This is a genomic window from Halomonas sp. 11-S5 (assembly GCF_029889825.1).
In the GTDB taxonomy this organism is placed as follows: domain Bacteria; phylum Pseudomonadota; class Gammaproteobacteria; order Pseudomonadales; family Halomonadaceae; genus Halomonas.
The window spans coordinates 66,677-91,986 of the sequence record NZ_JARANW010000009.1; the positions used below are offsets into that span (position 1 = coordinate 66,677).

Here is a 25,310-nt window from a genome sequence, read left to right on the forward strand (position 1 = left end):
ACGCGCCGTCGTGATCAGCGGATGACGACCGGCTCGGGGCGCGACAGGATCCAGGCGCCCACCAGGCAGAGCCCCGCGATGAGCGACAGCTTGAGCCACCAGAGGCTCACGGTGAGCGCGAGAACCAGCATCGAGACGGCCAGCATGGCGGAGGCCAGCCACTTGGCATGGCGGGGAATCGCCCGCTCGCCCTCCCAGGCCACCACGGCGGGACCGAAGCGCGGATGCTGATGGATCCAGGCGGCAAAGCGCGGGGAGCCCTTCGAGGCCGCCCAGGCCGCCAGCAGCATGAAGCAGGTGGTCGGCAGCAGCGGCAGAAAGGCCCCCACTACGCCCAGCCCGAAGCTGACCCAGGCCAGGGCCAGGAAGGCGACACGACGAACGACGGGCATCAATCGCTCACTCCCGGTAGTCAGGTGTTCCTCTCATTGAAGGGCATTCTGCCATCCTGTGCCAATCGCCAACGGCTATGGACGCCATCGGACTGCCCCGGATCAAGGCGACCGTCAGTCGCGGAAGTTGTCGAACTGCAGCGGCAGGTCGGGGCCGCCCTCCCCGCGCAGCAGGGCCATGATGGCCTGGAGATCGTCGCGCTTCTTGCCGGTGACCCGCACCTTCTCGCCCTGGATCTGAGTCTGGACCTTCAGCTTGCTCTCCTTGATGCGCTTGACGACCTCCTTGGCCTCCTTCTGGTCGAGCCCCTGCTTGAGGGTCACCTCCTGGTGGGCGCGGACCCCGGAGAGCACCGGCTCCTGGACGTCCATGCAGCGAGCATCGATGCCGCGCGCGATGAGCCTGTTGCGCAGCACGTCGAGCATCTGCTTGAGCTGGAAGTCGACCTCGGCCTCCAGCGAGACCGTCTCGCCGTTGAGCTCGAAGCTCGCGGTGACCCCCTTGAAGTCGAAGCGGGTCTGGATCTCCCGGTTGGCCTGGTCCACGGCGTTGCTGGCTTCGTGCTTGTCGAACTCGGAAACGATGTCGAAGGAAGGCATGGGCATATCCCGGTAGAGGGTTGGTGGATGGCTGATCGCTAGTAAAGAGGGGCGAATGGCGCGATTCTATCAGCCCTCGCGGGCCCACGCGGCCCCCTGTTCGGCCCGCAGCGGCTTGGCCATCTGCCAGCCCGCACAGCCGTCCTCGTAGTAGTCGTCCAGCCAGCGCTCAAGGCGAAAGCCCATCCGCTGGTAGAGTCCCAGCGCCACGCGATTGTCGGCGCGCACCTCGAGGCCCAGCACCTCGGCATCACGCGCCAACGCCTCAGCCTCCAGGGTCTCCAGCAGCCGCCGGCCCAGGCCACTGCCGCGCGCATCGGGATGCACGCAGAAGGAGTAGAGTCGGGCACGGCGGGTGCCGCGACGAAACAGCAAGGTACCGTACCCCAGCAACCTCGGGGGGCCGCCATCGGCTGGCCGCTGCTCGACCACCAGCGTCAAGGCATGCGCGCGGTTGAGCAGGTGCCACAGCTGACGACGACTGAAACGGTCGCCGGTAAAGGCCACCTGCTCCAGGCGGTAGAGGGCATCCAGGTCACGGCCGAGGGCATGGCGCAGGGTGACGGTCATCTCACATCTCCGGAAATCTCGCCACGATTGTGATCATGGCCAATATCGCTGTCACCGGCTTTGACCATGAAATCTTTTCACTCAAGCCCCGGCTTGTCCAGGGGCGAGCTCAGGAGCATGCTGGCCGCATTCCAGCGGCACGTCGCCGCCCCAATCGGACCCCTCAGCCATGTGCCCGCTGCGCATCGTCGTCGACCGACCAGAAGACTGGCGGCCCTACTACCCCTCCGAAGACCTGGTGACCGCCGACGACTTCCTCGCCCAGGATCACCAACACCGCAACGGCGAGGAGCAGGGTCGCACCACCCAGGTGATCAACCTGTGCGGCGAACTCGACTACCTCGGCACGGGCTACTATGTCTCGCTGCTGGCCCAGGCGCGGGGACAGCGGGTACTGCCCGCGGTCGAGACCCTCAATGCCCTGGGGCGCAAGGCGCTGGTCGACCTGCAACTGGACGGCCTGGCCCCACTGCTTGGCGACCTGGCCCGCCGAGGATCGCTAGCCGGCGACCAGCTCACACTGCGGGTGCTGTTCGGCGAGTGCCGAGAGCCGGCCCTGGCGCCGCTGGCTCGCCGGCTCTTTGAGCGACTGCCCTGCCCGTTGCTCGAGGCACGCCTGGTGCGTCGCCACGAGGCGTGGCGACTGGCGCGGCTCAAGCCACTGCGCCTGCGCGACCTGGCGCCCGAGGAACAGGACCTGTTTGCCACGGCCCTGAACCGCCACTCCCGCAAGGTATGGCGCACCCCCAAGGCACGGCGCCGCTACCGCTTCGACCTGGCGATCCTGGTCGATCCGCAGGAGGCCCTGCCCCCCAGCAACCGCGGGGCGCTGAAGGCCTTCATCCGCGCCGGACGCAAGCTCGGCATCGATGTCTCGCTGATCACCCGCAAGGATGCCGGCCGGCTCGCCGAGTTCGACGGCCTGTTTATCCGCGAGACCACGGCCCTCGACCACCACACCTACCGCATGGCGCGACGGGCGGAGCACGAGGGGCTGGTGGTGATCGATGCGCCCCGCGACATCCTGCGCTGCACCAACAAGGTCTACCTGCACGCCCTGCTGCGGGCCCGCGGCGTTCCGGCGCCGAAGGGGATCCTGCTCAAGCGCGGCGACCGCCGCCCGCTCGAGGAACGGGTCGCCAACCTCGGCTTCCCGTTGGTGCTCAAGATTCCCGACGGCGCCTTCTCACGGGGCATCGTCAAGGTCGAATCCACGCAGCAGCTCGAACACGAGGCCGAGCGCCTGTTCGCCACCTCGGCCCTGCTGCTGCTCCAGGAATGGCTGCCGACCGAGTACGATTGGCGGATCGGCGTGCTCGATGGCCAAGTGCTGTTCGCCAGCCGCTACTTCATGGCCCGCGGCCACTGGCAGATCTACGATCATTCCGGCGCCCGGGTGAAGAGCGGCGGCTTTACCACCCATACCCCCGCCGAGGTTCCGGCGGCCGTGATCAAGGCGGCGCTCAAGGCCACTCGGCTGATCGGCGACGGCTTCTACGGCGTGGATCTCAAGCAGGCCGGGGAGCGGGTGGTGGTGATCGAGGTCAACGACAACCCCAACGTGGACGCCGGCATCGAGGATGCCGTGCTCGGCCGCGCGCTCTACGAGCGCATCATGAGGGTCTTCCTGGCTCGCATGGAGGCCCGTGTCGGCGAACGGATGTAAGCCGGACAGGCTGACGCCCGCGCGATTCTGCCGTATGCTGTCGCTTTCCTGGACAGATCTTGTACAAAGAATGGAGCCCCGATGAGCGATCGCGATACCCGCCACCAGCAGGCCATGCAGAAGCTCAAGTCCCGCGTTGACGAGAAGGTCGCCGAGGCCACCGAGCAGCGCGGGCTACTGCTGGTCTTCACCGGCAATGGCAAGGGCAAGACCACCGCCGCCTGGGGCACCGTGACCCGCGCCCTGGGCTACGGCTACAAGGTCGGCGTGGTGCAGTTCATCAAGGGGCTCTGGGAGTGCGGCGAGCGCGAGCGGCTGGCGGAGGACCCCAACCTGGAAGTGGCCATCATGGCCACCGGCTTCACCTGGGACACCCAGAACCGCGAAGCGGATACCCGGGCCTGCTGCGAGGTATGGGCCGAGGCCGAGCGGATGCTCGCCGACCCGGACGTCTATCTGGTGGTACTCGACGAGATCACCTACATGCTCAAGTTCGGTTACCTGGATATCGCCAACGTGAAACGGGCGCTGGCGAATCGCCCCGCCGAGCAGACGGTGATCATCACTGGGCGCAATGCCCACCGGGAGCTTACCGCCATGGCCGATACCGTCACCGAGATGCAGGAGGTGCGCCACGCCTTCAACAGCGGGCTCCAGGCCCGCCGCGGCATCGATTTCTGAGCGACCGCTGCCGAATACAAGAAGGCCCCATCTCACGTGGGGCCTTCTTGTACCTGCGCCTTCGCGAGCCACCGCGTCGTCGGTCAGCCCTCGAAGGGATTGCGCAGCACGATGGTCTCGTTGCGATCCGGCCCGGTGGAGATGATGTCGATGGAGGTCCCCACCCTCTCTTCCAGGAAGCTGATATAGGAGCGCGCGTTGGCCGGCAGGTCCTCGACGCGACGCGCCCCCAGGGTGGACTCGCTCCAGCCTGGAAGGTCCTCGTAGAGCGGCTCGATGGCTTCGTACCCCTCGGAGTCCACGGGGGTGTCGAGCACCTCGCCGTCCTTGCTGCGATAGCCCACGCAGACGCGGATGTTCTCCAGGCCATCGAGCACGTCGAGCTTGGTCAGGCAGAGGCCCGACACGGAGTTGATCTGCACGGCGTGACGCAGGGCCACGGCATCGAACCAGCCACAGCGACGCGCGCGACCGGTAGTGGCCCCGAACTCATGGCCCTTGTTCGCCAGATGACGGCCGTGGTCGTCGAATAGCTCGGTGGGAAAGGGGCCTGAGCCGACCCGGGTAGTATAGGCCTTGGTAATGCCCAGCACGTAGTCCAGGTAGAGCGGTCCCACGCCGGAGCCGGTGGCGGTGCCGCCGGCGGTGGTGTTGGAACTGGTCACGAAGGGGTAGGTGCCGTGGTCGATGTCGAGCAGCGAGCCCTGGGCCCCCTCAAAGAGGATGTTCTCGCCGGCGCGGCGCATTTCGTGGACCAGGCCCACGGTGTCGCAGACCATGGGGCGCAGCTCCTCGGCCATGGACATCGCCTGATCGAGCACCTTCTGGAAGTCCACCGGCTCCACGCCATGGTACTGGGTCAGCACGAAATTGTGATAACTAAGTACTTCGCCAAGCTTGGAGGCGAAGCGCTCGCGGTGGAGCATGTCGCCGAGGCGCAGACCGCGACGCGCCACCTTGTCCTCGTAGGCCGGGCCGATGCCGCGGCCGGTGGTGCCGATCTTGGCGATACCCCGATCCTTCTCGCGCGCCTGGTCCAGACTCACGTGGTACGGCAGGATCAGCGGGCAGGCCGGCGACAGGCGCAGGCGCTCGCGCACCGGCACGCCCTTGCTCTCCAGCTCGCGGATCTCCTCCATCAACGCCTCGGGCGACAGCACCACACCGTTGCCGATCACGCAGATCTTGTCGTTGCGCAGGATCCCCGAGGGGATCAGGTGCAGGACGGTCTTCTCGCCGTCGATGACCAGGGTATGCCCGGCATTGTGCCCGCCCTGGAAGCGCACCACCGCGGATGCGGATTCGGTGAGCAGGTCGACCACCTTGCCCTTGCCTTCGTCACCCCACTGGGTGCCCAGTACGACTACATTCTTGCCCATTGTGCTCTCGTCTCTCGTTGCGGCACCGCGCCCGTGGAAAGGCCCAGGGCCGAGGTCATTGACTGCGGGCCCTCAGGCCCGGTCCTGTGGCGTCCCCAGGAGGCGCGGCTCCCAGCGACCCTCGATACATTCCAGTTGGCGGTCGCAGCGGTGCTCCGCTGGACCGGTGCGCTGCCCGGGCAGCGCCTGGACGACCCGTTCGCCCTGCTGGCGGAGTGCCTGCAGGACCTCCGCCAGCCCCTCGCCCTCGGCCGGAGCCCAGATGCCGTCCGGCTCGGGCTCCGCGGGAGCCAGGGTGGCCAGCAGCTTGAGGTCCATGGAGAAGCCGGTCGCCGGCCGGGCGCGGCCGAAGGCACGGCCGGTATCGTCATAGCGCCCGCCCTTGGCCAGCGCCTGGCCGTAGTGCGGCACATAGGCGGCGAACATCATGCCGGTGTGGTACTGGTAGCCCCGCAGTTCGGCCAGGTCGAAGTAGGGTTCGACCCCGGGGTACTCGGCAAGCACCCCGTCGACCAGGGCACGCAGCTGGTCCAGCGCCGCGCCCACGGGCTGGGGCGCCTCCTCGAAGGCCTCGCGGGCCGCCTCCAGCACCTCGAGCCCCCCGTGCAGGTCGCCCAGGGCGCGGAACATCGCCGCCAGCCCCGGATCGCGCACGCCCTCCTCCACGCGCGATGCCAGCTCGCCCGGCGACTTGAGGGCCAGGGCGTCGAACAGCGCACGCTCCTGGTCGGCGTCCAGCCCCGCGGCCTCCACCAGGCTACGGTAGATGCCGATATGGCCCAGCGCCAGGTGGATCTCCATCGCCCCGGCGGTCTCCAGGCTGGCCAGTGCCAGGCGCAGGATCTCCAGGTCGGCCTCCAGGCCGGCGTGGCCGAACAGCTCCACGCCGACCTGCACCGGGCTGCGGCCGCCCTGATGCTGGTCGGCCTTGGCACGCAGCACGTTGGTGCAGTAGCAGAGTCGCACCGGCCCCTGGCGGCGCAGGGAGTGGGCATCCATGCGCGCCACCTGAGGGGTGACATCGGCGCTCACGCCCATCAGGCGGCCGGTCATCTGGTCGGTCAGCTTGAAGGTCTGCAGATCGAGGTCGGTCCCGGTGCCGGTGAGCAGGGAGTCCAGGAACTCCACCGGTGGGGGCATCACCTGATCGTAGCCCCAGCGGTGATAGAGGTCGAGCAACGCACGGCGTAGCTCCTCCATGCGGCTGGCCTGAGGCGGCAGTACCTCGTCCATGCCGTCGGGGAGCAGCCAGCGGTCAGCGATGGTCATGTCGTTCATCCTGCAAGACGATGGTTGGCCTGCGACGATGCCCGAGTCGCGCGAGGCGTGCTGGCGAACGGGAGCGCCGGAGTGGAGAAGCCACAAAAAAACCGGGCCACGCCCGGTTATAGGATTCTACCACCTTTGCGGGCCGGTTGAACCCCGGGCGGCGGGCGGCGCACCGCCCGCCGGGACAGTCACTCCCCGCCCGCGCCCTGTGGGCTCTTGAGATACTGGAAGAAGTCGCTGGAGGGATCCAGCACCAGCATGTTGTCGTCACCGGCGAAGCTGTCGCGGTAGGCATTGAGGCTGCGCCAGAAGCTGAAGAACTCCTCGTCCTTGCCATAGGCATCGGAGAAGATCGCCGCGGCCTCCGCGTCGCCCTCACCCCTCAGGGTCTCGGAGCGCTCGTTGGCCTGGGCCAGCAGCACCTGGCGACGACGGTCGGCGTTGGCGCGGATGCGCTCGGATTCCTCCTGGCCCTGGGCGCGCCACTCGCGCGCCTGGCGCTCACGCTCGGAGCGCATGCGCTCGTAGACCGCCGAGGAGACCTGCTCCGGCAGGTCGATGCGCTTGACACGGATGTCGCGGACCGCCACGCCCAGCTCGTCGCGCAACAGTGCATCGAGGTCCTCGGTGGGTCCGGTCATCAGGTCATCACGACGCTCGGCGATGATCTGCTGCAGGTTCAGGCGACCGAACTCGTTACGCAGGCTCTCGTCGACCCGCGGCTGGATCAGGCGCCGGGCCATCATCTCGTCACCGGCGGTGGCCTCGTAGTACTGGGTGGGGTTGATCACCTGCCACTGCACGTAGGAATCGACGATTACCGCCTTCTGCTCGAGGGTCAGGTAGCGGCTCGGATCGGTATCCAGGGTCAGCAGCCGAGTGTCGAAGGTTCGCACCGTCTGGGTGATCGGGATCTTGACGTGCAATCCCGGCTGGATGTTCTCCTCGATGATCTCGCCGAAGCGCAGCTTGACCGCCCGTTCGGTCTCGTCGACCACGTAGAGGCTATTGCTGGCCAGCCAGGCGAGGGCGGCCAGGCCACCGACGACGAGCAGGGAACGATTATTGATCATCATTAGCGGCCCTCCCTGCGGATTCCACTGTTGCTGCTGTTGCTGCTGTTGCTGCTCGACGACTGGCTTGAGCGCATGCGCTCAAGCACCCGCGGGTCCAATTCGCCCTGCTCGCCCTGGCTGGCGCCGCTGCCGGCACTGCCACCGCCGGGACGCTGGTCGAGCGGCAGGTACATCAGCGGGCTGTCCTCGGACACGTCGACCATCACCTTGGAGGTATTGGCAAACACCTCGCTGAGGGCATCCAGGTAGAGGCGCTCACGCATGATCGACGGCGCCGTCTCATACTGGACGAGCAGCGCGTTGAAGCGGTTGGCCTGGCCACGGGCCTCGGCGACCACGGACTCGCGATAGCCCTGGCCCTGCTCGACAAGGCGCTGTGCCTGGCCCTGCGCCTCGGGAATGATGGCATTGGCGTAGGCGGTGGCCTGGTTGATGGTGCGCTGGCGGTCCTCGCGGGCCCGGATGACGTCATCGAACGCATCCTGGACTGCATCCGGCGGCGAGGTGGATTCGACGTTGATGGTCTGCAGGAGGATCCCGGTGCCGTAGCTGTCCAGGTAGGACTGCAGGCGGCTGGCCACCGAACTGCCGAGGATCTCACGCCCGGAGGTCAGTATCTCGATCATGTCGGTCCCGCCGACCACGTGGCGCAGCGCACTGTCCAGGGCATTCTCGATGGAGAGCTGCGGATCACGCACGTTGAGCACGAAGTCGCGCGGGTCGGCGACCTGATACTGGGCCGAGATCTCGACCTCGACGATGTTCTCGTCCTGGGTCAGCATCGACTGTGTCTGGGTCAGCGAACGCACCCGGGTCACGTTGACCATGCGCACATCGTCGATAAGCGGCGGGTTCCATTGCAGACCGGGCGTGACGACCTCCTGGAACTTGCCGAAGCGCAGCACCACCCCGCGCTCGGACTGGTCGACCAGATAGAAGCCGGAGGCCGCCCAGATGGCCAGGGCGACCACGATCAGCAGGCCCGGCAGGGTAAAGGCATTGCGTGGCTTGCCACCGCCGCCCTTGCCACCGGAGCCACCTTTCTTGCCGCCACGGCCACCCAGCATGTTGTTGAGTTTGTCCTGAAACTTCTTCAGGGCCTCGTCGAGGTCGGGCGGCCCCTGATTGCCACCGCCCTTTCCTCCGCCACCACTACCACCGCCGCCATTACCGCCGCGGCCACCCCCGCCACTCCAGGGGTCGTGCTGGTTGCCACCACCAGGCTCATTCCAGGCCATACGTCGTCTCCACTATGCGTTGCATCCCGCCACGGGCGTGCCAGCGGCGGACATCGGTTGCGATCCTGCGGGTGTCGCCCGGCGCAGCCCGGCGTCCCTGTCATCAGGTTGTGGCCACTGGCCTGCTCGCCAGCGGTCCGGCTCCTCGCGTCACGCTTCCCACACCGGCGGCGCCTGCAGCGCCACCGGCAAGTAGTCGTCGGCGCGCTCGCCCAGTCGCGCCATCAGCTGCAGGAAGTCGCGCCGTGGCAGGCGCACCTCCAGCAGGGTATGCCCCTCGTCATCGAAGCGCTCCCCGCGCACCGCGCCGAGGTCGTGCAGCCCGGCCCGCAGCCTGCCCTGCTCGGGGGCCAGCCAGAGCCCGAAGTCGATGATGTCATCGGCCAGGCACTCCGAGAGCGCCTGTTCCAGCAACTCGAGCCCCTTGCCCTCGCGAGCCGAGAGCCAGACCACCTCGGGCCGGCCCTCCCCGTCGCGCTCGATGCGCGGTGCGCTGTCGAGCAGGTCGATCTTGTTCATCACCTTGAGGGTCGGCACCTCGAGGGCACCAATCTCGTCGAGCACCGCCTCGACCTGAGCGACGTTGAGCTCGCGGTCGGGGTCGGCGGCATCGATCACATGCACCAGCAGCGAGGCCTCGGCGGCCTCCTGAAGGGTGGCGCGGAAGGCCTCGACCAGCTTGTGGGGCAGGTGACGAATGAAGCCCACGGTGTCGGCGAGCACCACCGGCCCCACGTCCTCGATCTCGAGGCGACGCAGCGTCGGGTCGAGGGTAGCGAAGAGCTGGTCGGCCGCATAGACCCTGGCGGACGTCAGTCCGTTGAAGAGCGTGGACTTGCCGGCGTTGGTGTAGCCTACCAGCGAGACGCTGGGGATCTCCGCCCGGGAACGGGCCCGACGATTCTGGCTGCGCTGGCTGCGCACCTTGTCGAGCCGCTTGTGGATCGCCTTGATGCGCGCCCGCAGCAGGCGGCGGTCGGTCTCGAGCTGGGTCTCGCCCGGCCCCCGCAGGCCGATGCCGCCCTTCTGGCGCTCCAGGTGCGTCCAGCCGCGCACCAACCGGGTCGACATGTACTCGAGCTGGGCGAGTTCCACCTGCAGCTTGCCCTCGTGGGTGCGGGCGCGCTGGGCGAAGATGTCGAGGATCAAGCCGGTGCGGTCGATCACCCGGCACTTGAGCTCGCGCTCCAGGTTGCGCTCCTGGGAGGGGCTCAGGCCATGGTTGAAGATCACCAGCTCGGCGTGATGCACGGCCTTCGCCTCGCGCAGCTCCTCGAGCTTGCCCGAGCCCACGAAGGTGCGGGAATCGGGGCGCTTGCGGCTGCCGGTGATCAGGGTGGCCGGCTCAACACCGGCCGAGCGCACGAGTTCGAGAAACTCTCCCGCATCCTCGCGCTCCTGCTCGTCCTGGAAATCCACATGGACGAGGATCGCCGTCTCGCCGGCGTCGGGACGTTCAAAAAACAATCAATACCTCACACATCAGGGTCCGGCTGCGCATCCGGGGCCGGTAGGCGCACGTTGCGCGACGGCACCACGGTGGAGATGGCATGCTTGTAGACCATCTGGCTGACGGTGTTGCGCAGCAGGATGACGAACTGGTCGAACGACTCGATCTGGCCCTGCAGCTTGATGCCGTTGACCAGGAAAATCGATACCGGAATGCGCTCCTTGCGCAGGATGTTCAGGTACGGGTCTTGAAGGGACTGCCCTTTGGACATGTTGCTCTCCCTGAAGTGTCTCTGGGGGTTGATGTTATGTCGGTCTTCGTCGCTCCCGCCAGGGGGCAACGCTGCATAGCCTGAGGGGCCTGTTCACCCGGCCACCGAAAGGCCCATCTTACGCTAAGTGCCGAATTCGCGCACGAGTTTCAACACCTCGCCCAGCGGATCGGGGCCCAGGCTGTCGACCCGGTACAGCCCCGGCCAGTTGCGCATCCAGGTCAGCTGGCGCTTGGCCAGCTGGCGGGTCGCGATGATCCCGCGCCGCGCGAGCTCGTCACGCCCGAACTCGCCCTCCAGGTAGGCCCATGCCTGACGATAACCCACGCTCTTCATGGCGGGCAGGGAGGCCGCGAGGTCGCCGCGCGCCCTCAGGGCCGCCACCTCGTCGAGGAACCCGGCATCGAGCATCGCCATGAAGCGCTGGGCGATGCGCGCATGGAGCACGCCACGATCCGCCGGCGCGAGGCCTATCGACAGTGTGCGAAAGGGAAAGGTTTCACGGTGCTGCTCGGCCCACAACTCGGTCAGCGTGCGACCACTGGCACGCTGGACCTCCAGCGCCCGCATCAGCCGCTGGGGATCATTGGGATGGATGCGCGCCGCCGAGTCCGGATCGACCCGGGTCAACTCCGCGTGCATGGATGCCAGGCCGTGCTCGGCCGCCTGGCGCTCGAGCTCGGCGCGCACTGCCGGGTCCGACGCGGGCAGGTTGGCCACTCCCTCGAGCAGGCGCTTGAAGTACATCATGGTGCCGCCCACCAGCAGCGGGATCCGGCCGGCATCGCCGATCGCGCGCATCTCGCGCAGGGCGTCCTCACGGAAGTCGGCGGCGGAATAGGGCTCGGCCGGGTCGCGGATGTCGATCAGCCGGTGCGGCGCCCGAGCCAGCTCCTCGGCGCTGGGCTTGGCGCTCCCGATGTCCATGCCACGATAGACCATGGCCGAATCGACGCTGACCAGCTCGCCGCCCAGCCGTTCGTGGAGGGCAATGGCCAGGTCGGTCTTGCCGGCGGCGGTGGGCCCCATCAGCAGGATGGCGGGAGGGCGCGAATCTGGCATGAAGTTCTCGGGCTCTCTCAGGCTTGGCGCTGAGAAGCTTGCCCGGCGGCATGCCTTCGAGGAGGCGCTGTGAACCCATCCCTGGGCGCTACCGACGCCATCCCTGGCGTAGGACCTCCTCTTCGGCCTGCCACCGGCGCTTCTCGCCACGCAGGTGGAAGTGTTGCGGATTCTACTGCCCCCTCAGGAAGAGGCGGTCCAGCTCCTTCATGCTCATCTCGGTCCAGGTGGGGCGGCCGTGGTTGCACTGGCCGCTGCGCTCGGTGCGTTCCATGTCGCGCAGCAGGGCATTCATCTCCTCGAGTCCCAGCTGGCGATTGGCCCGCACGCTGCCGTGACAGGCCATGGTCGAAAGCAGCTCGTTGATGCGCGCCTCGAGCCGGTCGGAGCGGCCATAGCGCTCCAGGTCAGCGAGCATGTCACGCACCAGCGGCTCCACGTCGGCATCGGCGAGCAGCACCGGGACCTGGCGCACCAGCAGGGTCTCGGGGCCGGCCACGTCGAGCTCCACGCCGAGACGCGCGAAGGCGTCATGCTCGGCCTCGGCGGTGGCCACCTCGGCGGGGCTCGCCGCCAGCGACACCGGCACCAGCAGCGGCTGGGCCTGCAATCCACCTTCACCCCTGGCGGCGCCATGGACCTCGGTCTTCATTCGCTCGTAGACGATGCGCTCGTGGGCGGCGTGCATGTCCACCACCACCAGGCCGCGCTCGGTCTGCGAGAGGATGTAGACCCCATGCAGCTGGGCCACGGCATAGCCCAGCGGCGGCGCGCGGGTCGCGTCCTCCTCGGGCATTGCCGGGTGCGGGGCCCGGGCCGCCCTCGAGGAGCGACGCTCCTCGAGGGCCACGCCCGCGGCGCTGCCGCCAGGGGCCGGGGCGGCGGGCTGCGGGGTCAGCAGGCTCTCCTCGTGATCGGGATGTAGCGCCCGGTAGCCTTCCATAAATGCCCGGACGCGGTCGGGCGTCACTCTATCGCGACCGCTATCACCAGGCCCGTCGCCCGATGCCTCGCGGCCGGGCAACGCCATCGGCTGCTGCTGCCAGGCCGGCGCCGCCTCGCGTACGCCGTCCGACGACTCCGGCGTTTCGGGCGCATCGTCGCGTTCGCCGCCCTCGCCGGGCCGCGCCTCGGCCAGCGCGCGGTGCAGGCTCGAGAACAGGAAATCGTGGACCATGCGTCCGTCGCGGAATCGCACCTCGTGCTTGGTGGGATGGACGTTGACGTCCACCACCCTGGGGTCGACCTCGAGGTAGAGCACGAACACCGGGTGGCGGCCGTGGAAGAGCACGTCACGGTAGGCCTGGCGGATGGCGTGCGCGACCAGGCGGTCGCGCACCACCCGGCCATTGACGAAGAAGTATTGCTGGTCGGCCTGGGCCCGGGAGTGGGTCGGCAGCCCGACCCAGCCCCACAGCCGCAGGCCGCCCACCTCCAGGTCCAGGTGCAGGGCATTCTCCAGGAAGGCCTTGCCGAGCAGGGACTGCAGACGGCGTTCCCGGGCCACCGGGTCATCCCCCGCCGGCAGCTGGTGGAGGGTCTTGTGGTTGTGGCGCAGCACCCAGCCGATGTCGAAACGCGACAGCGCCTGGCGCCGGAAGGCCTCCTCGACGTGGCCGAACTCGGTCTTCTCGGTGCGCAGGAACTTGCGCCGTGCTGGGGTATTGAAGAAGAGGTCACGAACCGTCACCGAGGTACCGCGAGGATGCGGGGCCGGGGTCACGCGCGGTTCCATGCGCCGCCCCTCGGCCACCACGCGCCAGCCGCCGCGCGGGTCCTCGTCGGTATTGGAGACCAGTTCCAGGCGCGAGACCGAACTGATCGATGCCAGGGCCTCGCCGCGGAACCCCAGGCTCGCCACGCCCTCGAGCTCCTCCAGGGAGAGGATCTTGCTGGTGGCATGGCGCGACAGCGCCAACGGCAGGTCGTCCTCGCCGATACCGCTGCCGTCGTCCCTCACGCGGATCGTTCGGGCACCGCCATTCTCCAGATCGACCTCGATGCGTCGACTACCGGCATCGATGGCATTCTCCACCAGCTCCTTGACCACCGAGGCAGGACGCTCGACCACCTCGCCGGCCGAGATTTGGTTGGCCAGGCGGGGATCGAGGATATGGATGTGTCGCTTCTCTGACATGTCACTCCGTCTAAGCCGTAAGCCGTAAGCCCAAATGCTGCCAGTAATCTAGTTCAAGCAAGGCATCTTCTTACAGCTTCAAGCTTATAGCTTACAGCTCCCCGAAGGGGTTATGAGCGTGGGATGCGCAGCACCTGTCCGACCCGTATCACGTCGCCGTTGAGCTCATTGGCCTGCTTGAGCTGGGCCACCGGGACGTCGTGACGGGCCGCGATCTCCGAGAGGGTATCGCCGGGCTGGATGCGATACTCGTTGCCCTCGGGGCTGCGATCGCGCTGCCAGGCCAGCAGGCTGGCCGGCGGCGGGTTGCGCTGGAAGTGGCCGCGGATGCCGCCGAACAGCGCCTCGACCATCCGCCGCTGATAGGTGCCGTCGCGCAGCCGGCGCTCCTCCTCAGGATTGGAGATGAAGCCGGTCTCGATCAACAGCGAGGGGATGTCCGGCGACTTGAGCACCATGAAGCCGGCCTGCTCGACCCGCGACTTGTGCAGCCGGTTGACCCGCCCCAGCTGGTCGAGCACCTGGCCGCCGATGGTCAGGGAGTCGTTGAGGGTCGCCGTCATGGTCAGGTCGAGCAGCACGCCACGCAGCACCTCGTCCTTGTCATCCAGCGACAGACTGCCGTCGACCCCGCCGATCAGGTCGGCCTGGTTCTCGCTGGCGGCCAGCCACTGGGCGGTCTCCGAGGTGGCCCCCCGCTGGGACAGCGCATAGACCGAGCTGCCGTTGGGCCGCGGGCTGTTGAAGGCATCGGCATGGATCGACACGAAGAAATCGGCCTTCTGCTCACGGGCGATACGGGTCCGCTGGCGCAGCCCGACGTAGTAGTCGCCGTCGCGGATCATCACCGCCCGGAACCCTTCCGTGGCATTGACCACCCGTGCCAGGCGCTGGGCCATCTCCAGCACGACATCCTTCTCGCGGGTACCGGAGGGACCGATCGCCCCAGGGTCCTCGCCGCCATGACCGGCATCGATGGCGATGATGATGTCACGCTTGGGATGCGGCTTGGCCGGCCCCAACACCTGGGCGGCGGCGATGTCGGCCGGGTCGCGACCCTGTGCCACCGCCTCGCTGCGGGCACGATCGGCGGCGATCTCCTGTTCGCGGATCATCGCCTCGATGGGGTCGATGGGATCTTCCACAGCGCTCTCGCCGGGGTATTCCAGGTCCACCACCAGGCGATGGCCGTACTGGTCGTTGGGCGCCAGGGTGAAGTGGCGGGGCTCGACCTCGCGCTCCAGCTCCAGCACCACCCGCAGGCCATTGCCGTCGCGCACGCCGGTGCGCAGGGTGCTGATGGCGCTCCCCTCGAGGTCCAGCCGGTCGACGCTGGCATTGAGCTGGCTGTCGTCCAGGTCGATCACCAGGCGACGCGGGTTGTCGAGGCTGAAGACATTGGCCCGCGCCGGGGAGGAGAGGTCGAAGACCAGGCGGGCATGGTCGGGGGCCGCCCAGAGGCGCAGGTTGTCGACGCTGGCGGCATCGGCCAGGCCGCTGGCGAGCCACAGCGCGAGCCCTCCCAGCCCGGCCAGCAGCCGCCCTATCGATCTCATGCGTGTCATCGCGCCGCTTCACCTTCCCTGTCCAGGACACAGCCGGCCAGCGCCGCCAGGCGCTCGAGCACCGCCCGGCCATATTCGCTGCGGGCCGCGAGGGTCGCCTCGCGCCCGCTCCCGGCCAGCCGCAGGATCACCTCCAGATCCGGGGCCGGCAACCAGCCCTCGCCCCGCTCCGGCCACTCGATCACGCAGAGCGCGTCCTCGGCAAGCAGGTCGCGGCCGCCGATGAACTCCAGCTCCTCGGGGTCGCCCAGGCGGTAAAGGTCGAAATGGTATACACGAACGGAGTCCAGCTCGTAGGGCTCCACCAGGGTGTAGGTGGGGCTCTTGACCGCCCCCCGGTGGCCGCAGGCGCGCAGGATGCCGCGGGTCAAGGTGGTCTTGCCGGCCCCCAGTTCACCGGTCAGGTGCACGCGACCCTGCCCGCCCAGAGCTCGCCCCAGGCACTCGCCGAAGGCGACCTGGCGGTCTTCGTCATCGAGTCGCAACTGCATCGTTCTCGCCCATCGTCGGGTTGACCAGAATTCGTGCACAGGATGCCAGATCGCCGGCCAGCAGGCCACGCTCGCCCCCCTGCCGCGCCGCCATGTCGGCGGCCAGGGCATGCACCAGCACGCCGAGCCGGACCGCCGATTCGAGGGGCAGCCTCTGCGCCAGCAGCGCCCCCAGGATGCCGGAGAGCGCATCGCCCATGCCGCCGCTGGCCATGCCCGGGTTGCCGTAGGGGCAGACGGCGAGTCCCGCGGGGCCGGCCACCAGGCTGCCGGCGCCCTTGAGCACCACTACCCCGCCGAAGCGCCGCTGCAGGGCCAGCGCCGCCGCGGGTCGGTCGGCCTCGATCTCGCCGGCGGAAAGGCCCAGCAGACGGGCGGCCTCGCCGGGGTGCGGCGTCAGCACCCAGTCCTCGCGGTATTGGCCGCTGAAGCGGGTCGCCAGCAGATTGAGGGCGTCGGCGTCTACCACCAGCGGCTTCTCAACCGAGAGGGCCGCCTGCAGCACGCCCTGTCCCCAGCTGCCCTGGCCGAGCCCCGGCCCCACCACCAGGATATCGGCCTTCTCGAGCAGCTCGCCCAAGTCACCGGCACCGCGAATGCCGTGGACCATGACCTCGGGGCGGCGCACCAGGCTCGCGGTCACATGCTCGGGAGCCGTGGCCAGGCTCACCTTGCCGGCGCCCAGCCGCGCGCAGGCCTCGGCGGCGAGCAGTGCCGCCCCGCCGAAGCCCGGGGCTCCGCCCAGCACCAGCGCATGGCCGAAGTCGCCCTTGTGGGCGCTGCGCACCCGCGGCGGCAGCCAGGCCGCGATCAGTCCGGCATCGAGCAGGCGGGCCGCGGGCACGAGGTCCGCCTCGGCCTCAGCATCCACGCCCAGGGCACGGAAGTCGACCTCTCCCACCCTGGCCGGCGCCGCCCCGGTATACAGGCCCAGCTTGTCGCCGATGAAGGTCACCGTCCGCGCGGCCTGCACCGCGACACCCAGCACCGCGCCGGTGTCGGCATGCAGCCCCGAGGGAATGTCGATGGCCAGCACCGGCAGGCCGCTGGCATTGATGGCCTCGATCGCCTCACGGGCCTCGCCGCGCACCTCGCCGCCGAGGCCGGTGCCCAGCAGGGCGTCGACGACCACTTCGCCTTCGAAGGCCAGCGCCGCGCGCCAGGGCTCGGCTGCCACCCCGGCCGCTGTGGCCATGTCGGCGGCGCGTCTGGCGTCGCCGGAGAGCGCGTCGAGCGGCTTGAGCAGGATGCGCTGCACGGCGAGCCCCTCGGCGGCGGCCAGCGCCGCCAGCACGTGGCCATCACCGCCATTGTTACCGCCGCCACAGAGCACGCTGAGCGAGCGCACCCCGGGCCAGCGGGCCTTCAGGCTCTGCCAGGCGGCCGCGGCCGCGCGCTGCATCAGGGCGAAGCCCTCGATGCCGGCGGCGATAGTGCGCTGGTCGAGCTCGCGCACCTGGTCGGCGCGGTAGAGCGGCCGCGGCTGCGGCTCGGGGTGTGGGGCCTCCCGGGTCATGCGGTGTCTCCTCGTTCGGGATGCTTTACCATACCAGTGTAAATTCTCTGCGCCCCACGCCAAGTCTCGGGGCCGATCTGCATGGTGTTGTCTCGATCATGACCCCAGTGTCCCCTCCGGGTGACGAACCCGACATGCCCGGCCTCGCCGAGAGGATCAAGATCTGGGGCCGCGAACTCGGCTTCCAGCAACTGGGCATCACCGATGTCGACCTGGCCGAGGACGAAGGCCACCTCGAGCGCTGGCTCGCGGCCGGCCACCACGGCGAAATGGGCTTCATGGCCAAGCACGGCACCAAGCGCACCCGGCCGGCGGAGCTGGTCCCCGGCACGCTGCGGGTGATCAGTGTACGCCTGGACTACCTGCCCGCCGAGGTGGAGACAACAAAGGTACTCGGTCAACCGGCGACCGCCTACGTCTCCCGCTATGCCACCGGGCGCGACTATCACAAGCTGATGCGCAAGCGGCTGGCCACCCTGGCGAAATGGATCGAGGCCGAGGTGGGCCCCTTCGGCTATCGCGCCTTCGTCGACTCGGCCCCGGTGATGGAGCGGGCCCTGGCCCGCAAGGCGGGGCTGGGCTGGTTCGGCAAGAACGCCATGCTGCTCAACCCCAGGGCCGGCTCGCTATTCTTCCTGGGCGAACTCTACACCGACCTGCCGCTGCCGGTGGACGCGCCCTTCGAGGGCGACCACTGCGGCAGCTGCAGCGCCTGCCGCACCGCCTGCCCCACCGGGGCCATCGTCGAGGACCGGGTAGTGGATGCCCGGGCCTGCATCTCCTACCTGACCATCGAGCTTCACGGCGCCATTCCCGAGCGCTACCGGGAGGCCATGGGCAACCGGGTGTTCGGCTGCGACGACTGCCAGCTGGTCTGCCCCTTCACCCGCTTTACCCGGGTCTCCCGCGAGGCCGACTTCGCCCCGCGCCACGACCTGGACCGTGCGAGTCTCGTCTCACTGTTCGCCTGGGGCGAGGAGGAGTTCCTGGAGAAGACCGCCGGCAGCCCGATCCGCCGCATCGGCTACGCGCGCTGGCTGCGCAACCTCGCCGTGGGGCTCGGCAACGCCCCCTGGAGCGAGGCCGTGGAGGCCGCCCTGCGGGCGCGCCTGCCCTACCCCTCCGACCTGGTGCGCGAGCACGTGCGCTGGGCGCTGGCCCGCCAGCAGGAGAAGCGCCAAGAGCTCATAGCCGTAAGCCGTAAGCCGTAAGCCGTAAGCCGTAAGCTGCAAGCCGCAAGCCGTAAGCTGGAAGCTGGAAGCTGGAAGCTGGAAGCTGGAAGCTGGAAGCTGGAAGGCAGCTTGTTGCCTGCACGGCATGAATCACACCTCTTCTTCCGGCTTCCAGGCGCGAAGCGCCGCTCTTCAAGCTTCCGGCTTTACTCTTCCTCGTCACTCTCGTCCTCCGCCAGGCGCAGGAAAATGCCACGATAATGCGCCAGCTCGGCGATGGACTCCTTGATGTCGTCCATGGCGAGGTGCACGTTGTGCTTCTGGAAGCCGACCAGCGCCCCCGGATTCCAGCGCTTGGCCAGCTCCTTCAGGGTCGAGACATCCAGGTTGCGGTAGTGGAAGAAGGCCAGCAGCTCGGGCATCTCCCGCTCCAGGAAGCGGCGGTCCTGGTGGATGCTGTTGCCGCACATGGGCGAGGAGCCGGGGGCGACATGCGCCTTGAGGAAGGCCAGCGTCTGCCGCTCGGCCTCGGCGGTGTCGACCGGGCTCTCCTTGACCCGTTTCACCAGGCCGGACGCGCCATGGGTCTTGGTGTTCCAGTCGTCCATCGCCTCGAGGAGCGCGTCGGGCTGCTGCACCGCGATCACCGGCCCCTCGGCGACGACATTGAGCTCATTGTCGGTGACCAGGGTCGCCATCTCGATGATCCTCTCGCGGTTCGGGTCGAGCCCGGTCATCTCCAGGTCGATCCAGACCAGACGGTTTTGGCGCGGGTCCTGGGTGTCAGGGGTCTCGGACGAAGAGTGCTCTGCCATATGGGTTCCTTGCATGATGCCCGCTGACGACAGCGGCCACCTCGGGTGAGTACAATGAGACCCATTGTAGCGAGCTTCAGGCCCCCATGAGCAAACGCAATTTGAGCCGCCAGCAGCGCTGGCGCATCGAGAAGGTCCAGGCCGAACGCGCCCGGCGCGCCGACCGGCGCGATTCCCGGGACGGCGAGAAGCTGGCCGCCGGCGAGTACGGGCCCGAACAGGGCGGCCGGGTGATCGCCCACTTCGGCCGCACCCTGGATGTGCGGCCCGATGAGGACGGTAATGCCGTGCGTTGCCACCTGCGCGCCAATCTCGAGGGGCTGGTGACCGGCGACCGGGTGATCTGGCGCGCCGCCCATGACGCCAATGACGGTGTGGTGGTGGCCCGCGGCGAGCGCGACAACGTCCTGGAACGCCCCGATGCGCGCGGCCAGCTCAAGCCGGTGGCCGCCAACATCGACCAGATCCTGATCGTCTTCGCGGTGGAGCCGGCGCCCCACGCCAACCTGATCGACCGCTACCTGGTGGCCGCCGAGGCCACCGGCATCGCCCCGGTGCTGGTGCTCAACAAGGTCGACCTGCTGCCGGCGCACGGCGGCGAACTGCGCGACCTGCTGGCCCGCTACGAGGCGCTGGGCTACCCGGTGGTCACCACCACCACCGAGCGCGAGGATGGCCTCTCGGCCCTGCACGCTCGGCTGGCGGGGCGCACCTCGGTCTTCGTGGGCCAGAGCGGCGTGGGCAAGTCCTCGCTGATCGACCGCCTGCTGCCGGACGAGGAACTTCGTATCGGGGCGCTGTCGAAGGACACGCGCAAGGGGACCCATACCACCACCACCGCGCGCCTCTACGCCCTGCCGAGCCCCGCCTCCGGCGACGCTTCCGAGACCAACGAGGGTGAGCTGATCGACTCGCCGGGGATCCGCGAGTTCGGCCTGGGCCACCTGGATGAGCAGCAGGTCACCGAGGGCTTCATCGAGTTCCGCGACCTCCTGGGCCACTGCCGCTTCCGCGACTGCCGCCACCGCCATGAGCCGGGTTGCGCCCTGCTCGCCGCGGTGGAGCGCGGCGACATCCATCCCGAACGCTTTGCCAGCTACCGACGCATCCTCGAGAGTCTCGGGGAGACCTGACGCCAGGGCCTGAATCAAGGAACCTGAATCAAGGAACCTGAATCAAGGAGCTGATTTTAAGGGGCTGAATTTAAGGAGAACGTGCCATGAGTTCCGAAGACAACCTGCTCCCGCTGATCATCGAGCCCGACCCGCTCGCCGACCACCTGGACGAGCCATCGCTGCTGATCATCGACGTGCCGCTCAGGCCCGAGAGCTATGGCGAGGGGCACGTCCCCGGCGCCGTCTTCCTGGATCATCGCCTGCTGATGCGCGGCGAGGATCCGGCCGGGAGCAGCGTGCCCAACGAGGTGCCCACGGTCGAGGCGCTCTCCCGGCTGTTCTCGTCGCTCGGCCTGACCCGGGACACCCATGTGGTCGCCTACGACGACGAGGGCGGCGGCTGGGCCGGGCGCCTGCTGTGGACCCTGGAGCTGATCGGCCACACCCGCTACTCCTATCTCAACGGCGGCATCCACGCCTGGCGGGAGGCCGGCCAGCCGATCTCTACCGAGACCCATGCTCCCAAGCCCAGCGACTACGAGGCGGAGCTCCTGCACCCCGAGGTCGCCATCGACCGTCTCGAGCTCCAGGAGCGCCTGGGCGAGAAGGGCCTCGCGGTCTGGGATGCCCGCTCCCGCGCCGAATACGACGGCGAGAAGGGCAACAACGCGCGCTTGGGCCATATTCCCGGCGCGGTGAACATGGAGTGGACCGACGCCATGGACCGCGAGCACGGCCTGCGGATCCGCGACTATGCGGAGCTCGTCACCGAGCTGGAGGCCCTGGGCCTGACCCCGGACATGGAGGTGGTCACCCACTGCCAGAGCCACCACCGCAGCGGCTTCACCTGGCTGGTGGGCAAGGCGCTGGGCTTCGAGAAGATTCGCGGCTACGCCGGCTCCTGGAAGGAGTGGGGCAACCGCGAGGATACGCCGATAGAAAAGCCGTAAGCCGTAAGCTGGAAGCTATAAGCTGGAAGCCAACAATCGCACCCCACCCGGATTCAGGGGGTTCTTCCAGCTTCCAGGCGCGAAGCGCCGCTCTTCAAGCTCAGCCCATCTTTTACTTCATGCCTACCAGAGTTCCTTTTTTGTGTCGCTATCCAAGCTCTTCGCCCTGATCCAGTATCCCATTCCCCACCACCTGCTCTCGCGGCTGGTGGGCGGGCTCGCCGACTGCCGGCTGCCGTGGCTGAAGAACACCCTCATCCGCACCTTCATACGCGTCTTCCGCGTCGACATGGACGAGGCCGCCGAGCCCGACCCGACGGCCTATGCCACCTTCAACGACTTCTTCACCCGTGCCCTGGAGGAGGACGCCCGCCCCCTCGGCGAGGGCCTGGTCTCCCCCGCCGACGGCACCCTCTCGCAGTTCGGCGCCATCGAGGCCGGCCAGCTGCTCCAGGCCAAGGGCCACCGCTTCTCGATGATGGAGCTGCTCGGCGGCTACGGCGAGGCGGCGCGCCGCTACCTCGGCGGCAGCTTCGCCACCGTTTACCTCTCGCCGAGCGACTACCACCGGGTCCACATGCCGCTGGGCGGCACCTTGAGGGAGATGGTCTACGTGCCGGGCCGACTCTTCTCGGTGAACGCCGCCACCACCGAGCATGTACCCAACCTCTTCGCCCGCAACGAGCGGCTGGTGTGCCACTTCGATACCGAACAGGGCCCCATGGTGGTGGTGCTGGTCGGGGCGATGATCGTTGCCGCCATCGAGACGGTCTGGGCCGGCCAGATCACCCCGCTCTCCGGCGAGGTGCAACGCGTGCGCTTCGACACCCCGGTGCGTCTGGAGAAGGGCGAAGAGATGGGCCGTTTCAAGCTCGGCTCCACGGTGGTGATGGCCTTCGCCGAGCCGGTCAACTTCACCGACGCCATCGAGCCCGGCGCCAAGGTGCAGATGGGGCAGTCACTGGGAAGCCTCTAGCAGCGCGTCGTGGCGAAGGCCATGACCTCGGCCACGCCCTGCTTACCCAGCGCCAGCTGGATCAGCCGGTCGAGGCCCAGCGCCACGCCGCTGCCTTCGGGCATACCGTGGGCCAGGGCGGCTAGCAGGCGCGTGTCCACGTCCACCTCGGGCAGCCCCGTGGCACGGCGGGCGGCGTTGTCTGCGGCGAAGCGCGCCGCCTGTTCCTCGGCATCGGTGAGCTCGTCATAGCCGTTGGCCAGCTCCAGCCCCGCCAGATAGAGCTCGAAACGCGATGCCACCCAGGCACCGTCCTCGGGGTCACGATGATGGCGAGCCAGGGCGGCCTGAGTGGCCGGATAGTCCACGACCACGTCGAGGCCATCTCGCCCGAGGTGGGGCTCGATCTCGAGGCTCATCAGCAGGTCCAGGCAGCCGTCGCGGTCACTGTCGGCCATGTCCAGGCCGCCCCGCTCGCTGGCCAGGCGCCGCAGCTCGGCAAGCGGGGCGCTGAAGGGGTCGATGGCCAGGTGCTCGCGGAACAGCTCGCGGTAGCGGCGCCGGCGCAGCGGGCCCGGCTTATCCCCCAGTTCTCGGCCCAGCACGCTGCTGACCAGGGCGGCGGTCTCCTCGATCAGCGCATCGAGCTCGAGCCCGGGGCGATACCACTCCAGCATGGTGAACTCGAGGTTGTGGCGCCGGCCCACCTCGCCGTCGCGAAAGCTTCTGGCCAGCTGGAAGATCGGCCCTGAGCCGGCAGCCAGCAGCCGCTTCATGTGGAACTCCGGGGAGGTCTGCAGCCAGAGCCGCTCGCGCCCGGCCGGGGTCGTGGCCTCGGCGAAGAGAGAGGCCAGCAGCACCTCGGTGCTGCCGCCGTGGCCCAGCACCGGCGTTTCCACCTCCAGCACCCCGCGCCGGGCGAAGAAGGCGCGCACCTCGGCGAGCAGGCGCGCCCGCTCGCGCAGGGTCGCGATCTCGGCGCTGGGTCGCCAGTCGGTTGCCATGAACTCCTCCTCCAGATAAGACGAAGGCCACGCCGAAGCGTGGCCATCGGAGCTGGAAGCTGGAAGACAGCTTACCGCCCCCCTGGCGCCAAGGGTGTTTCTTCCCACTTCAAGCGTATAACTTCAAGCTCCCGGCGAAACCGGGGCGGATTTTCTTCCAGCTTCCAGGCGCGAAGCGCCGCTCTTCCAGCTTCAAGCTCTAGCCCGGGCGAAGCCGGGCTCAGGCGCGAGACACATACTCGCCGCTGCGCGTATCCACCTTGAGAACTTCGCCCTCCTCGATGAACAGGGGCACCTTGACCACCGCGCCTGAAGAAAGGACGGCCGGCTTGGAGCCCCCCTGGGCAGTGTCGCCCTTGAGGCCCGGATCGGTTTCGGTCACTTGCAGCTCGATGAAGTTCGGCGGGCTGACGTTGATCACGTTGTCGTTCCACAGCGTCACGGTGTAGGGAACCTGCTCCTTGAGCCACTTCTCGGTATCCCCCAGGGCCTTCTTCTCAACGGCATACTGCTCGAAGGAGCCATCGGTCTTCATGAAATACCACATGTCACCGTCGGTGTAGAGGTACTCCATTTCCAGTTCGAGGACGTCGGCGGCTTCCAGGGAGTCGCCGGACTTGAAGGTGCGCTCCCAGACGCGGCCGGTCATCAGGTTGCGCAGCTTCACGCGGTTGAAGGCCTGCCCCTTGCCGGGCTTGACCAGCTCGTTCTCGACGATGCTGCACGGGTCACCGTCCAGCATCACCTTCAGCCCGCCCTTGAATTCGTTGGTAGAATAGTTGGCCATGATGTCTTACCCATATTCGAGTGCGCCACCGGCACTGGCCGGGGGCGCGCGCAAGCAGATGAAGTTCAACGGGGAGCTCGCCCCCGTTCGCATTGACTGGTGTGTCGCATGATAACCCGAAGCAGCGTCCCTTTGCAGCGTCCCGGCCGGGAGCCCCGTCCCCTGCCCATCCAGGCACGCTGGCAGACTCAACTGGCCAGGGCGATCCGCGACCCGCGCGAACTGTGCCGTCGCCTGGGGCTCGACGAGGCCTGGTGGCCCGGTGCCGAGCGTGGCCATGCGCTGTTCGAGGTACGCGTGCCCGAGGTCTACCTGGCGCGCATCCGCCCCGGCGACCCCGCCGACCCGCTGCTGCGCCAGGTGCTGCCGCTGGCCGAGGAGGCGGTGCCGATGGCCGGCTATGTGGCCGACCCGCTCAAGGAGGCCGAGCATGCGCCCGCGCCGGGGCTGATCCACAAGTATGCCGGCCGGGTACTGCTGATCGCGAGCCCCGCCTGCGCGGTGAACTGCCGCTACTGCTTCCGCCGGCACTTCCCCTACGAGGAGAATGCCCCCTCTAGGGCGCAGTGGGAGGAAAGCCTCGAGCACATCCGCCAGGACCCCTCCATCCGCGAGGCCATCCTCTCCGGCGGCGACCCCCTGGCGGCCAGCGACCGTCAGCTGGCCTGGCTTGTCGAGAGGCTCGAGGCCATCCCGCACCTCAAGCGGTTGCGGATCCACACCCGCCTGCCGGTGGTGATCCCCGAGCGCATCGACGACGCCCTGCTCGGCTGGCTCGGCGCCACCCACCTGCAGAAGGTGATGGTGCTGCACATCAACCATGCCAACGAGATCGACGAGGCCGTCATCGCGGCGTGCCGCAAGCTCAGTGCCGCCGGTGTGACCCTGCTCAACCAGAGCGTGCTGCTGCGGGGGGTCAACGACTCGATTGGGGCCCTAGCCGCGCTCTCCGAGCGGCTGTTCGAGGCCGGCATCCTGCCCTACTACCTCCACGTGCTCGATCCGGTGGCCGGGGCGGCCCACTTCGACGTGGCCGACGACGAGGCCCGCGAACTGGTCGCGGGCCTGCGGGAGGTACTGCCGGGCTTTCTGATGCCGCGGCTGGTGCGGGAGATCCCCGGCGAGGCGAGCAAGACACCGCTCTAGCCA

The 25,310-nt window shown here is 68.3% G+C and carries 24 protein-coding genes; 7 read left to right on the plus strand and 17 right to left on the minus strand.

Annotated elements, in window-relative coordinates; translation table 11 throughout:
* Positions 1-14 precede the first annotated feature (14 nt).
* The 3 genes from OP497_RS08870 to OP497_RS08880 form a co-directional block, all read right to left on the minus strand.
* On the minus strand, positions 15-392 hold the full coding sequence (locus tag OP497_RS08870) for a YbaN family protein (RefSeq protein WP_280547840.1): 378 nt from the start codon (positions 390-392) through the stop codon (positions 15-17).
* 114 nt (positions 393-506) lie between these two features.
* A complete protein-coding gene (locus OP497_RS08875) occupies positions 507-992 on the minus strand; it encodes a YajQ family cyclic di-GMP-binding protein (protein ID WP_280547841.1) in 486 nt (161 codons plus the stop codon).
* A gap of 69 nt (positions 993-1,061) precedes the next feature.
* Positions 1,062-1,562, minus strand: a complete 501-nt coding sequence (locus OP497_RS08880) for an N-acetyltransferase (protein WP_280547842.1) — start codon at positions 1,560-1,562, stop codon at positions 1,062-1,064.
* A 169-nt stretch (positions 1,563-1,731) separates the two neighbouring features.
* Here OP497_RS08880 and OP497_RS08885 point away from each other — a divergent pair, with 169 nt between their 5' ends.
* Positions 1,732-3,228 (plus strand): RimK family protein, encoded by a 1,497-nt coding sequence (locus OP497_RS08885; protein ID WP_280547843.1) that lies wholly within the window; start codon positions 1,732-1,734, stop codon positions 3,226-3,228.
* Between the two features lie 81 nt (positions 3,229-3,309).
* On the plus strand, positions 3,310-3,909 hold the full coding sequence (cobO, locus tag OP497_RS08890) for a cob(I)yrinic acid a,c-diamide adenosyltransferase (RefSeq protein ID WP_280547844.1): 600 nt from the start codon (positions 3,310-3,312) through the stop codon (positions 3,907-3,909).
* An 83-nt stretch (positions 3,910-3,992) separates the two neighbouring features.
* Here cobO and OP497_RS08895 read toward each other — a convergent pair whose 3' ends face one another.
* The 11 genes from OP497_RS08895 to OP497_RS08945 all read right to left on the minus strand — a co-directional run bounded on the left by OP497_RS08895 (position 3,993) and on the right by OP497_RS08945 (position 17,363).
* Positions 3,993-5,288, minus strand: a complete 1,296-nt coding sequence (locus OP497_RS08895; protein ID WP_280547845.1) for an adenylosuccinate synthase — start codon at positions 5,286-5,288, stop codon at positions 3,993-3,995.
* Positions 5,289-5,360: 72 nt separating this feature from the next.
* The gene (locus OP497_RS08900; RefSeq protein WP_280547846.1) at positions 5,361-6,557 is read right to left on the minus strand and encodes an ATP phosphoribosyltransferase regulatory subunit; all 1,197 of its coding nucleotides are present in this window, start codon (positions 6,555-6,557) and stop codon (positions 5,361-5,363) included.
* 188 nt (positions 6,558-6,745) lie between these two features.
* Entirely contained in the window at positions 6,746-7,630 is an 885-nt protein-coding gene (hflC, locus tag OP497_RS08905) for a protease modulator HflC (protein WP_280547877.1), read from the minus strand.
* Between the two features lie 2 nt (positions 7,631-7,632).
* The gene (gene hflK / locus OP497_RS08910) at positions 7,633-8,871 is read right to left on the minus strand and encodes an FtsH protease activity modulator HflK (protein ID WP_280547847.1); all 1,239 of its coding nucleotides are present in this window, start codon (positions 8,869-8,871) and stop codon (positions 7,633-7,635) included.
* Between the two features lie 150 nt (positions 8,872-9,021).
* Positions 9,022-10,338: a ribosome rescue GTPase HflX gene (hflX, locus tag OP497_RS08915; RefSeq protein WP_280547848.1), complete on the minus strand. Its 1,317-nt coding sequence runs from the start codon at positions 10,336-10,338 to the stop codon at positions 9,022-9,024.
* Between the two features lie 8 nt (positions 10,339-10,346).
* Complete coding sequence (gene hfq, locus OP497_RS08920) at positions 10,347-10,592, minus strand: RNA chaperone Hfq (RefSeq protein WP_280547849.1); 246 nt, start codon at positions 10,590-10,592, stop codon at positions 10,347-10,349.
* A 123-nt stretch (positions 10,593-10,715) separates the two neighbouring features.
* Entirely contained in the window at positions 10,716-11,654 is a 939-nt protein-coding gene (gene miaA / locus OP497_RS08925) for a tRNA (adenosine(37)-N6)-dimethylallyltransferase MiaA (RefSeq protein WP_280547850.1), read from the minus strand.
* Between the two features lie 172 nt (positions 11,655-11,826).
* Entirely contained in the window at positions 11,827-13,791 is a 1,965-nt protein-coding gene (gene mutL / locus OP497_RS08930) for a DNA mismatch repair endonuclease MutL (protein WP_280547851.1), read from the minus strand.
* A 110-nt stretch (positions 13,792-13,901) separates the two neighbouring features.
* Positions 13,902-15,356, minus strand: coding sequence for an N-acetylmuramoyl-L-alanine amidase (locus OP497_RS08935; protein WP_280547852.1), 1,455 nt, complete (start codon positions 15,354-15,356; stop codon positions 13,902-13,904).
* Positions 15,353-15,847, minus strand: coding sequence for a tRNA (adenosine(37)-N6)-threonylcarbamoyltransferase complex ATPase subunit type 1 TsaE (gene tsaE / locus OP497_RS08940; protein ID WP_280547853.1), 495 nt, complete (start codon positions 15,845-15,847; stop codon positions 15,353-15,355). The genes OP497_RS08935 and tsaE overlap by 4 nt, the downstream gene beginning before the upstream one ends.
* Complete coding sequence (locus OP497_RS08945; RefSeq protein WP_280547854.1) at positions 15,828-17,363, minus strand: NAD(P)H-hydrate dehydratase; 1,536 nt, start codon at positions 17,361-17,363, stop codon at positions 15,828-15,830. The genes tsaE and OP497_RS08945 overlap by 20 nt, the downstream gene beginning before the upstream one ends.
* A 98-nt stretch (positions 17,364-17,461) precedes the next feature.
* On the opposite strand from OP497_RS08945, the gene queG reads away from it, so the two are divergent.
* Positions 17,462-18,574 carry a tRNA epoxyqueuosine(34) reductase QueG gene (gene queG / locus OP497_RS08950; protein ID WP_280547855.1) on the plus strand — a complete coding sequence of 371 codons (1,113 nt, stop codon included), beginning with the start codon at positions 17,462-17,464 and terminating at the stop codon, positions 18,572-18,574.
* A gap of 167 nt (positions 18,575-18,741) precedes the next feature.
* Here the strand turns inward: queG and orn are convergent, their stop codons facing one another.
* Complete coding sequence (gene orn, locus OP497_RS08955; protein ID WP_280547856.1) at positions 18,742-19,350, minus strand: oligoribonuclease; 609 nt, start codon at positions 19,348-19,350, stop codon at positions 18,742-18,744.
* Positions 19,351-19,436: 86 nt separating this feature from the next.
* Between orn and rsgA the strand changes: the two genes are divergently transcribed.
* From rsgA to asd, 3 genes are all read left to right on the plus strand, one after another.
* Positions 19,437-20,483: a small ribosomal subunit biogenesis GTPase RsgA gene (gene rsgA / locus OP497_RS08960; protein ID WP_280547857.1), complete on the plus strand. Its 1,047-nt coding sequence runs from the start codon at positions 19,437-19,439 to the stop codon at positions 20,481-20,483.
* Positions 20,484-20,569: 86 nt separating this feature from the next.
* Entirely contained in the window at positions 20,570-21,415 is an 846-nt protein-coding gene (locus OP497_RS08965; RefSeq protein WP_280547858.1) for a rhodanese-like domain-containing protein, read from the plus strand.
* 142 nt (positions 21,416-21,557) lie between these two features.
* Positions 21,558-22,391, plus strand: coding sequence for an archaetidylserine decarboxylase (gene asd, locus OP497_RS08970; protein WP_280547859.1), 834 nt, complete (start codon positions 21,558-21,560; stop codon positions 22,389-22,391).
* Here asd and epmA read toward each other — a convergent pair.
* Together epmA and efp are read right to left on the minus strand one after the other, a co-directional pair.
* Positions 22,388-23,374 (minus strand): EF-P lysine aminoacylase EpmA, encoded by a 987-nt coding sequence (epmA, locus tag OP497_RS08975; protein WP_280547860.1) that lies wholly within the window; start codon positions 23,372-23,374, stop codon positions 22,388-22,390. The genes asd and epmA overlap by 4 nt on opposite strands.
* Before the next feature lie 220 nt (positions 23,375-23,594).
* Positions 23,595-24,161: an elongation factor P gene (gene efp, locus OP497_RS08980; protein ID WP_280547861.1), complete on the minus strand. Its 567-nt coding sequence runs from the start codon at positions 24,159-24,161 to the stop codon at positions 23,595-23,597.
* A 108-nt stretch (positions 24,162-24,269) separates the two neighbouring features.
* On the opposite strand from efp, the gene epmB reads away from it, so the two are divergent.
* Entirely contained in the window at positions 24,270-25,307 is a 1,038-nt protein-coding gene (epmB, locus tag OP497_RS08985) for an EF-P beta-lysylation protein EpmB (RefSeq protein WP_280547862.1), read from the plus strand.
* Positions 25,308-25,310 lie beyond the last annotated feature (3 nt).

What these genes read in the sequence shown, in the direction of transcription:
- OP497_RS08870 (WP_280547840.1), bottom strand. Translation starts at nt 392, where the DNA reads ATGCCCGTCGTTCGTCGTGTCGCCTTCCTGGCCCTGGCCTGGGTCAGC.
- OP497_RS08875 (WP_280547841.1), bottom strand. Translation starts at nt 992, where the DNA reads ATGCCTTCCTTCGACATCGTTTCCGAGTTCGACAAGCACGAAGCCAGC.
- OP497_RS08880 (WP_280547842.1), bottom strand. Translation starts at nt 1,562, where the DNA reads ATGACCGTCACCCTGCGCCATGCCCTCGGCCGTGACCTGGATGCCCTC.
- OP497_RS08885 (WP_280547843.1), top strand. Translation starts at nt 1,732, where the DNA reads ATGTGCCCGCTGCGCATCGTCGTCGACCGACCAGAAGACTGGCGGCCC.
- cobO (WP_280547844.1), top strand. Translation starts at nt 3,310, where the DNA reads ATGAGCGATCGCGATACCCGCCACCAGCAGGCCATGCAGAAGCTCAAG.
- OP497_RS08895 (WP_280547845.1), bottom strand. Translation starts at nt 5,288, where the DNA reads ATGGGCAAGAATGTAGTCGTACTGGGCACCCAGTGGGGTGACGAAGGC.
- OP497_RS08900 (WP_280547846.1), bottom strand. Translation starts at nt 6,557, where the DNA reads ATGACCATCGCTGACCGCTGGCTGCTCCCCGACGGCATGGACGAGGTA.
- hflC (WP_280547877.1), bottom strand. Translation starts at nt 7,630, where the DNA reads ATGATCAATAATCGTTCCCTGCTCGTCGTCGGTGGCCTGGCCGCCCTC.
- hflK (WP_280547847.1), bottom strand. Translation starts at nt 8,871, where the DNA reads ATGGCCTGGAATGAGCCTGGTGGTGGCAACCAGCACGACCCCTGGAGT.
- hfq (WP_280547849.1), bottom strand. Translation starts at nt 10,592, where the DNA reads ATGTCCAAAGGGCAGTCCCTTCAAGACCCGTACCTGAACATCCTGCGC.
- miaA (WP_280547850.1), bottom strand. Translation starts at nt 11,654, where the DNA reads ATGCCAGATTCGCGCCCTCCCGCCATCCTGCTGATGGGGCCCACCGCC.
- mutL (WP_280547851.1), bottom strand. Translation starts at nt 13,791, where the DNA reads ATGTCAGAGAAGCGACACATCCATATCCTCGATCCCCGCCTGGCCAAC.
- OP497_RS08935 (WP_280547852.1), bottom strand. Translation starts at nt 15,356, where the DNA reads ATGACACGCATGAGATCGATAGGGCGGCTGCTGGCCGGGCTGGGAGGG.
- tsaE (WP_280547853.1), bottom strand. Translation starts at nt 15,847, where the DNA reads ATGCAGTTGCGACTCGATGACGAAGACCGCCAGGTCGCCTTCGGCGAG.
- OP497_RS08945 (WP_280547854.1), bottom strand. Translation starts at nt 17,363, where the DNA reads ATGACCCGGGAGGCCCCACACCCCGAGCCGCAGCCGCGGCCGCTCTAC.
- queG (WP_280547855.1), top strand. Translation starts at nt 17,462, where the DNA reads ATGACCCCAGTGTCCCCTCCGGGTGACGAACCCGACATGCCCGGCCTC.
- orn (WP_280547856.1), bottom strand. Translation starts at nt 19,350, where the DNA reads ATGGCAGAGCACTCTTCGTCCGAGACCCCTGACACCCAGGACCCGCGC.
- rsgA (WP_280547857.1), top strand. Translation starts at nt 19,437, where the DNA reads ATGAGCAAACGCAATTTGAGCCGCCAGCAGCGCTGGCGCATCGAGAAG.
- OP497_RS08965 (WP_280547858.1), top strand. Translation starts at nt 20,570, where the DNA reads ATGAGTTCCGAAGACAACCTGCTCCCGCTGATCATCGAGCCCGACCCG.
- epmA (WP_280547860.1), bottom strand. Translation starts at nt 23,374, where the DNA reads ATGGCAACCGACTGGCGACCCAGCGCCGAGATCGCGACCCTGCGCGAG.
- efp (WP_280547861.1), bottom strand. Translation starts at nt 24,161, where the DNA reads ATGGCCAACTATTCTACCAACGAATTCAAGGGCGGGCTGAAGGTGATG.
- epmB (WP_280547862.1), top strand. Translation starts at nt 24,270, where the DNA reads ATGATAACCCGAAGCAGCGTCCCTTTGCAGCGTCCCGGCCGGGAGCCC.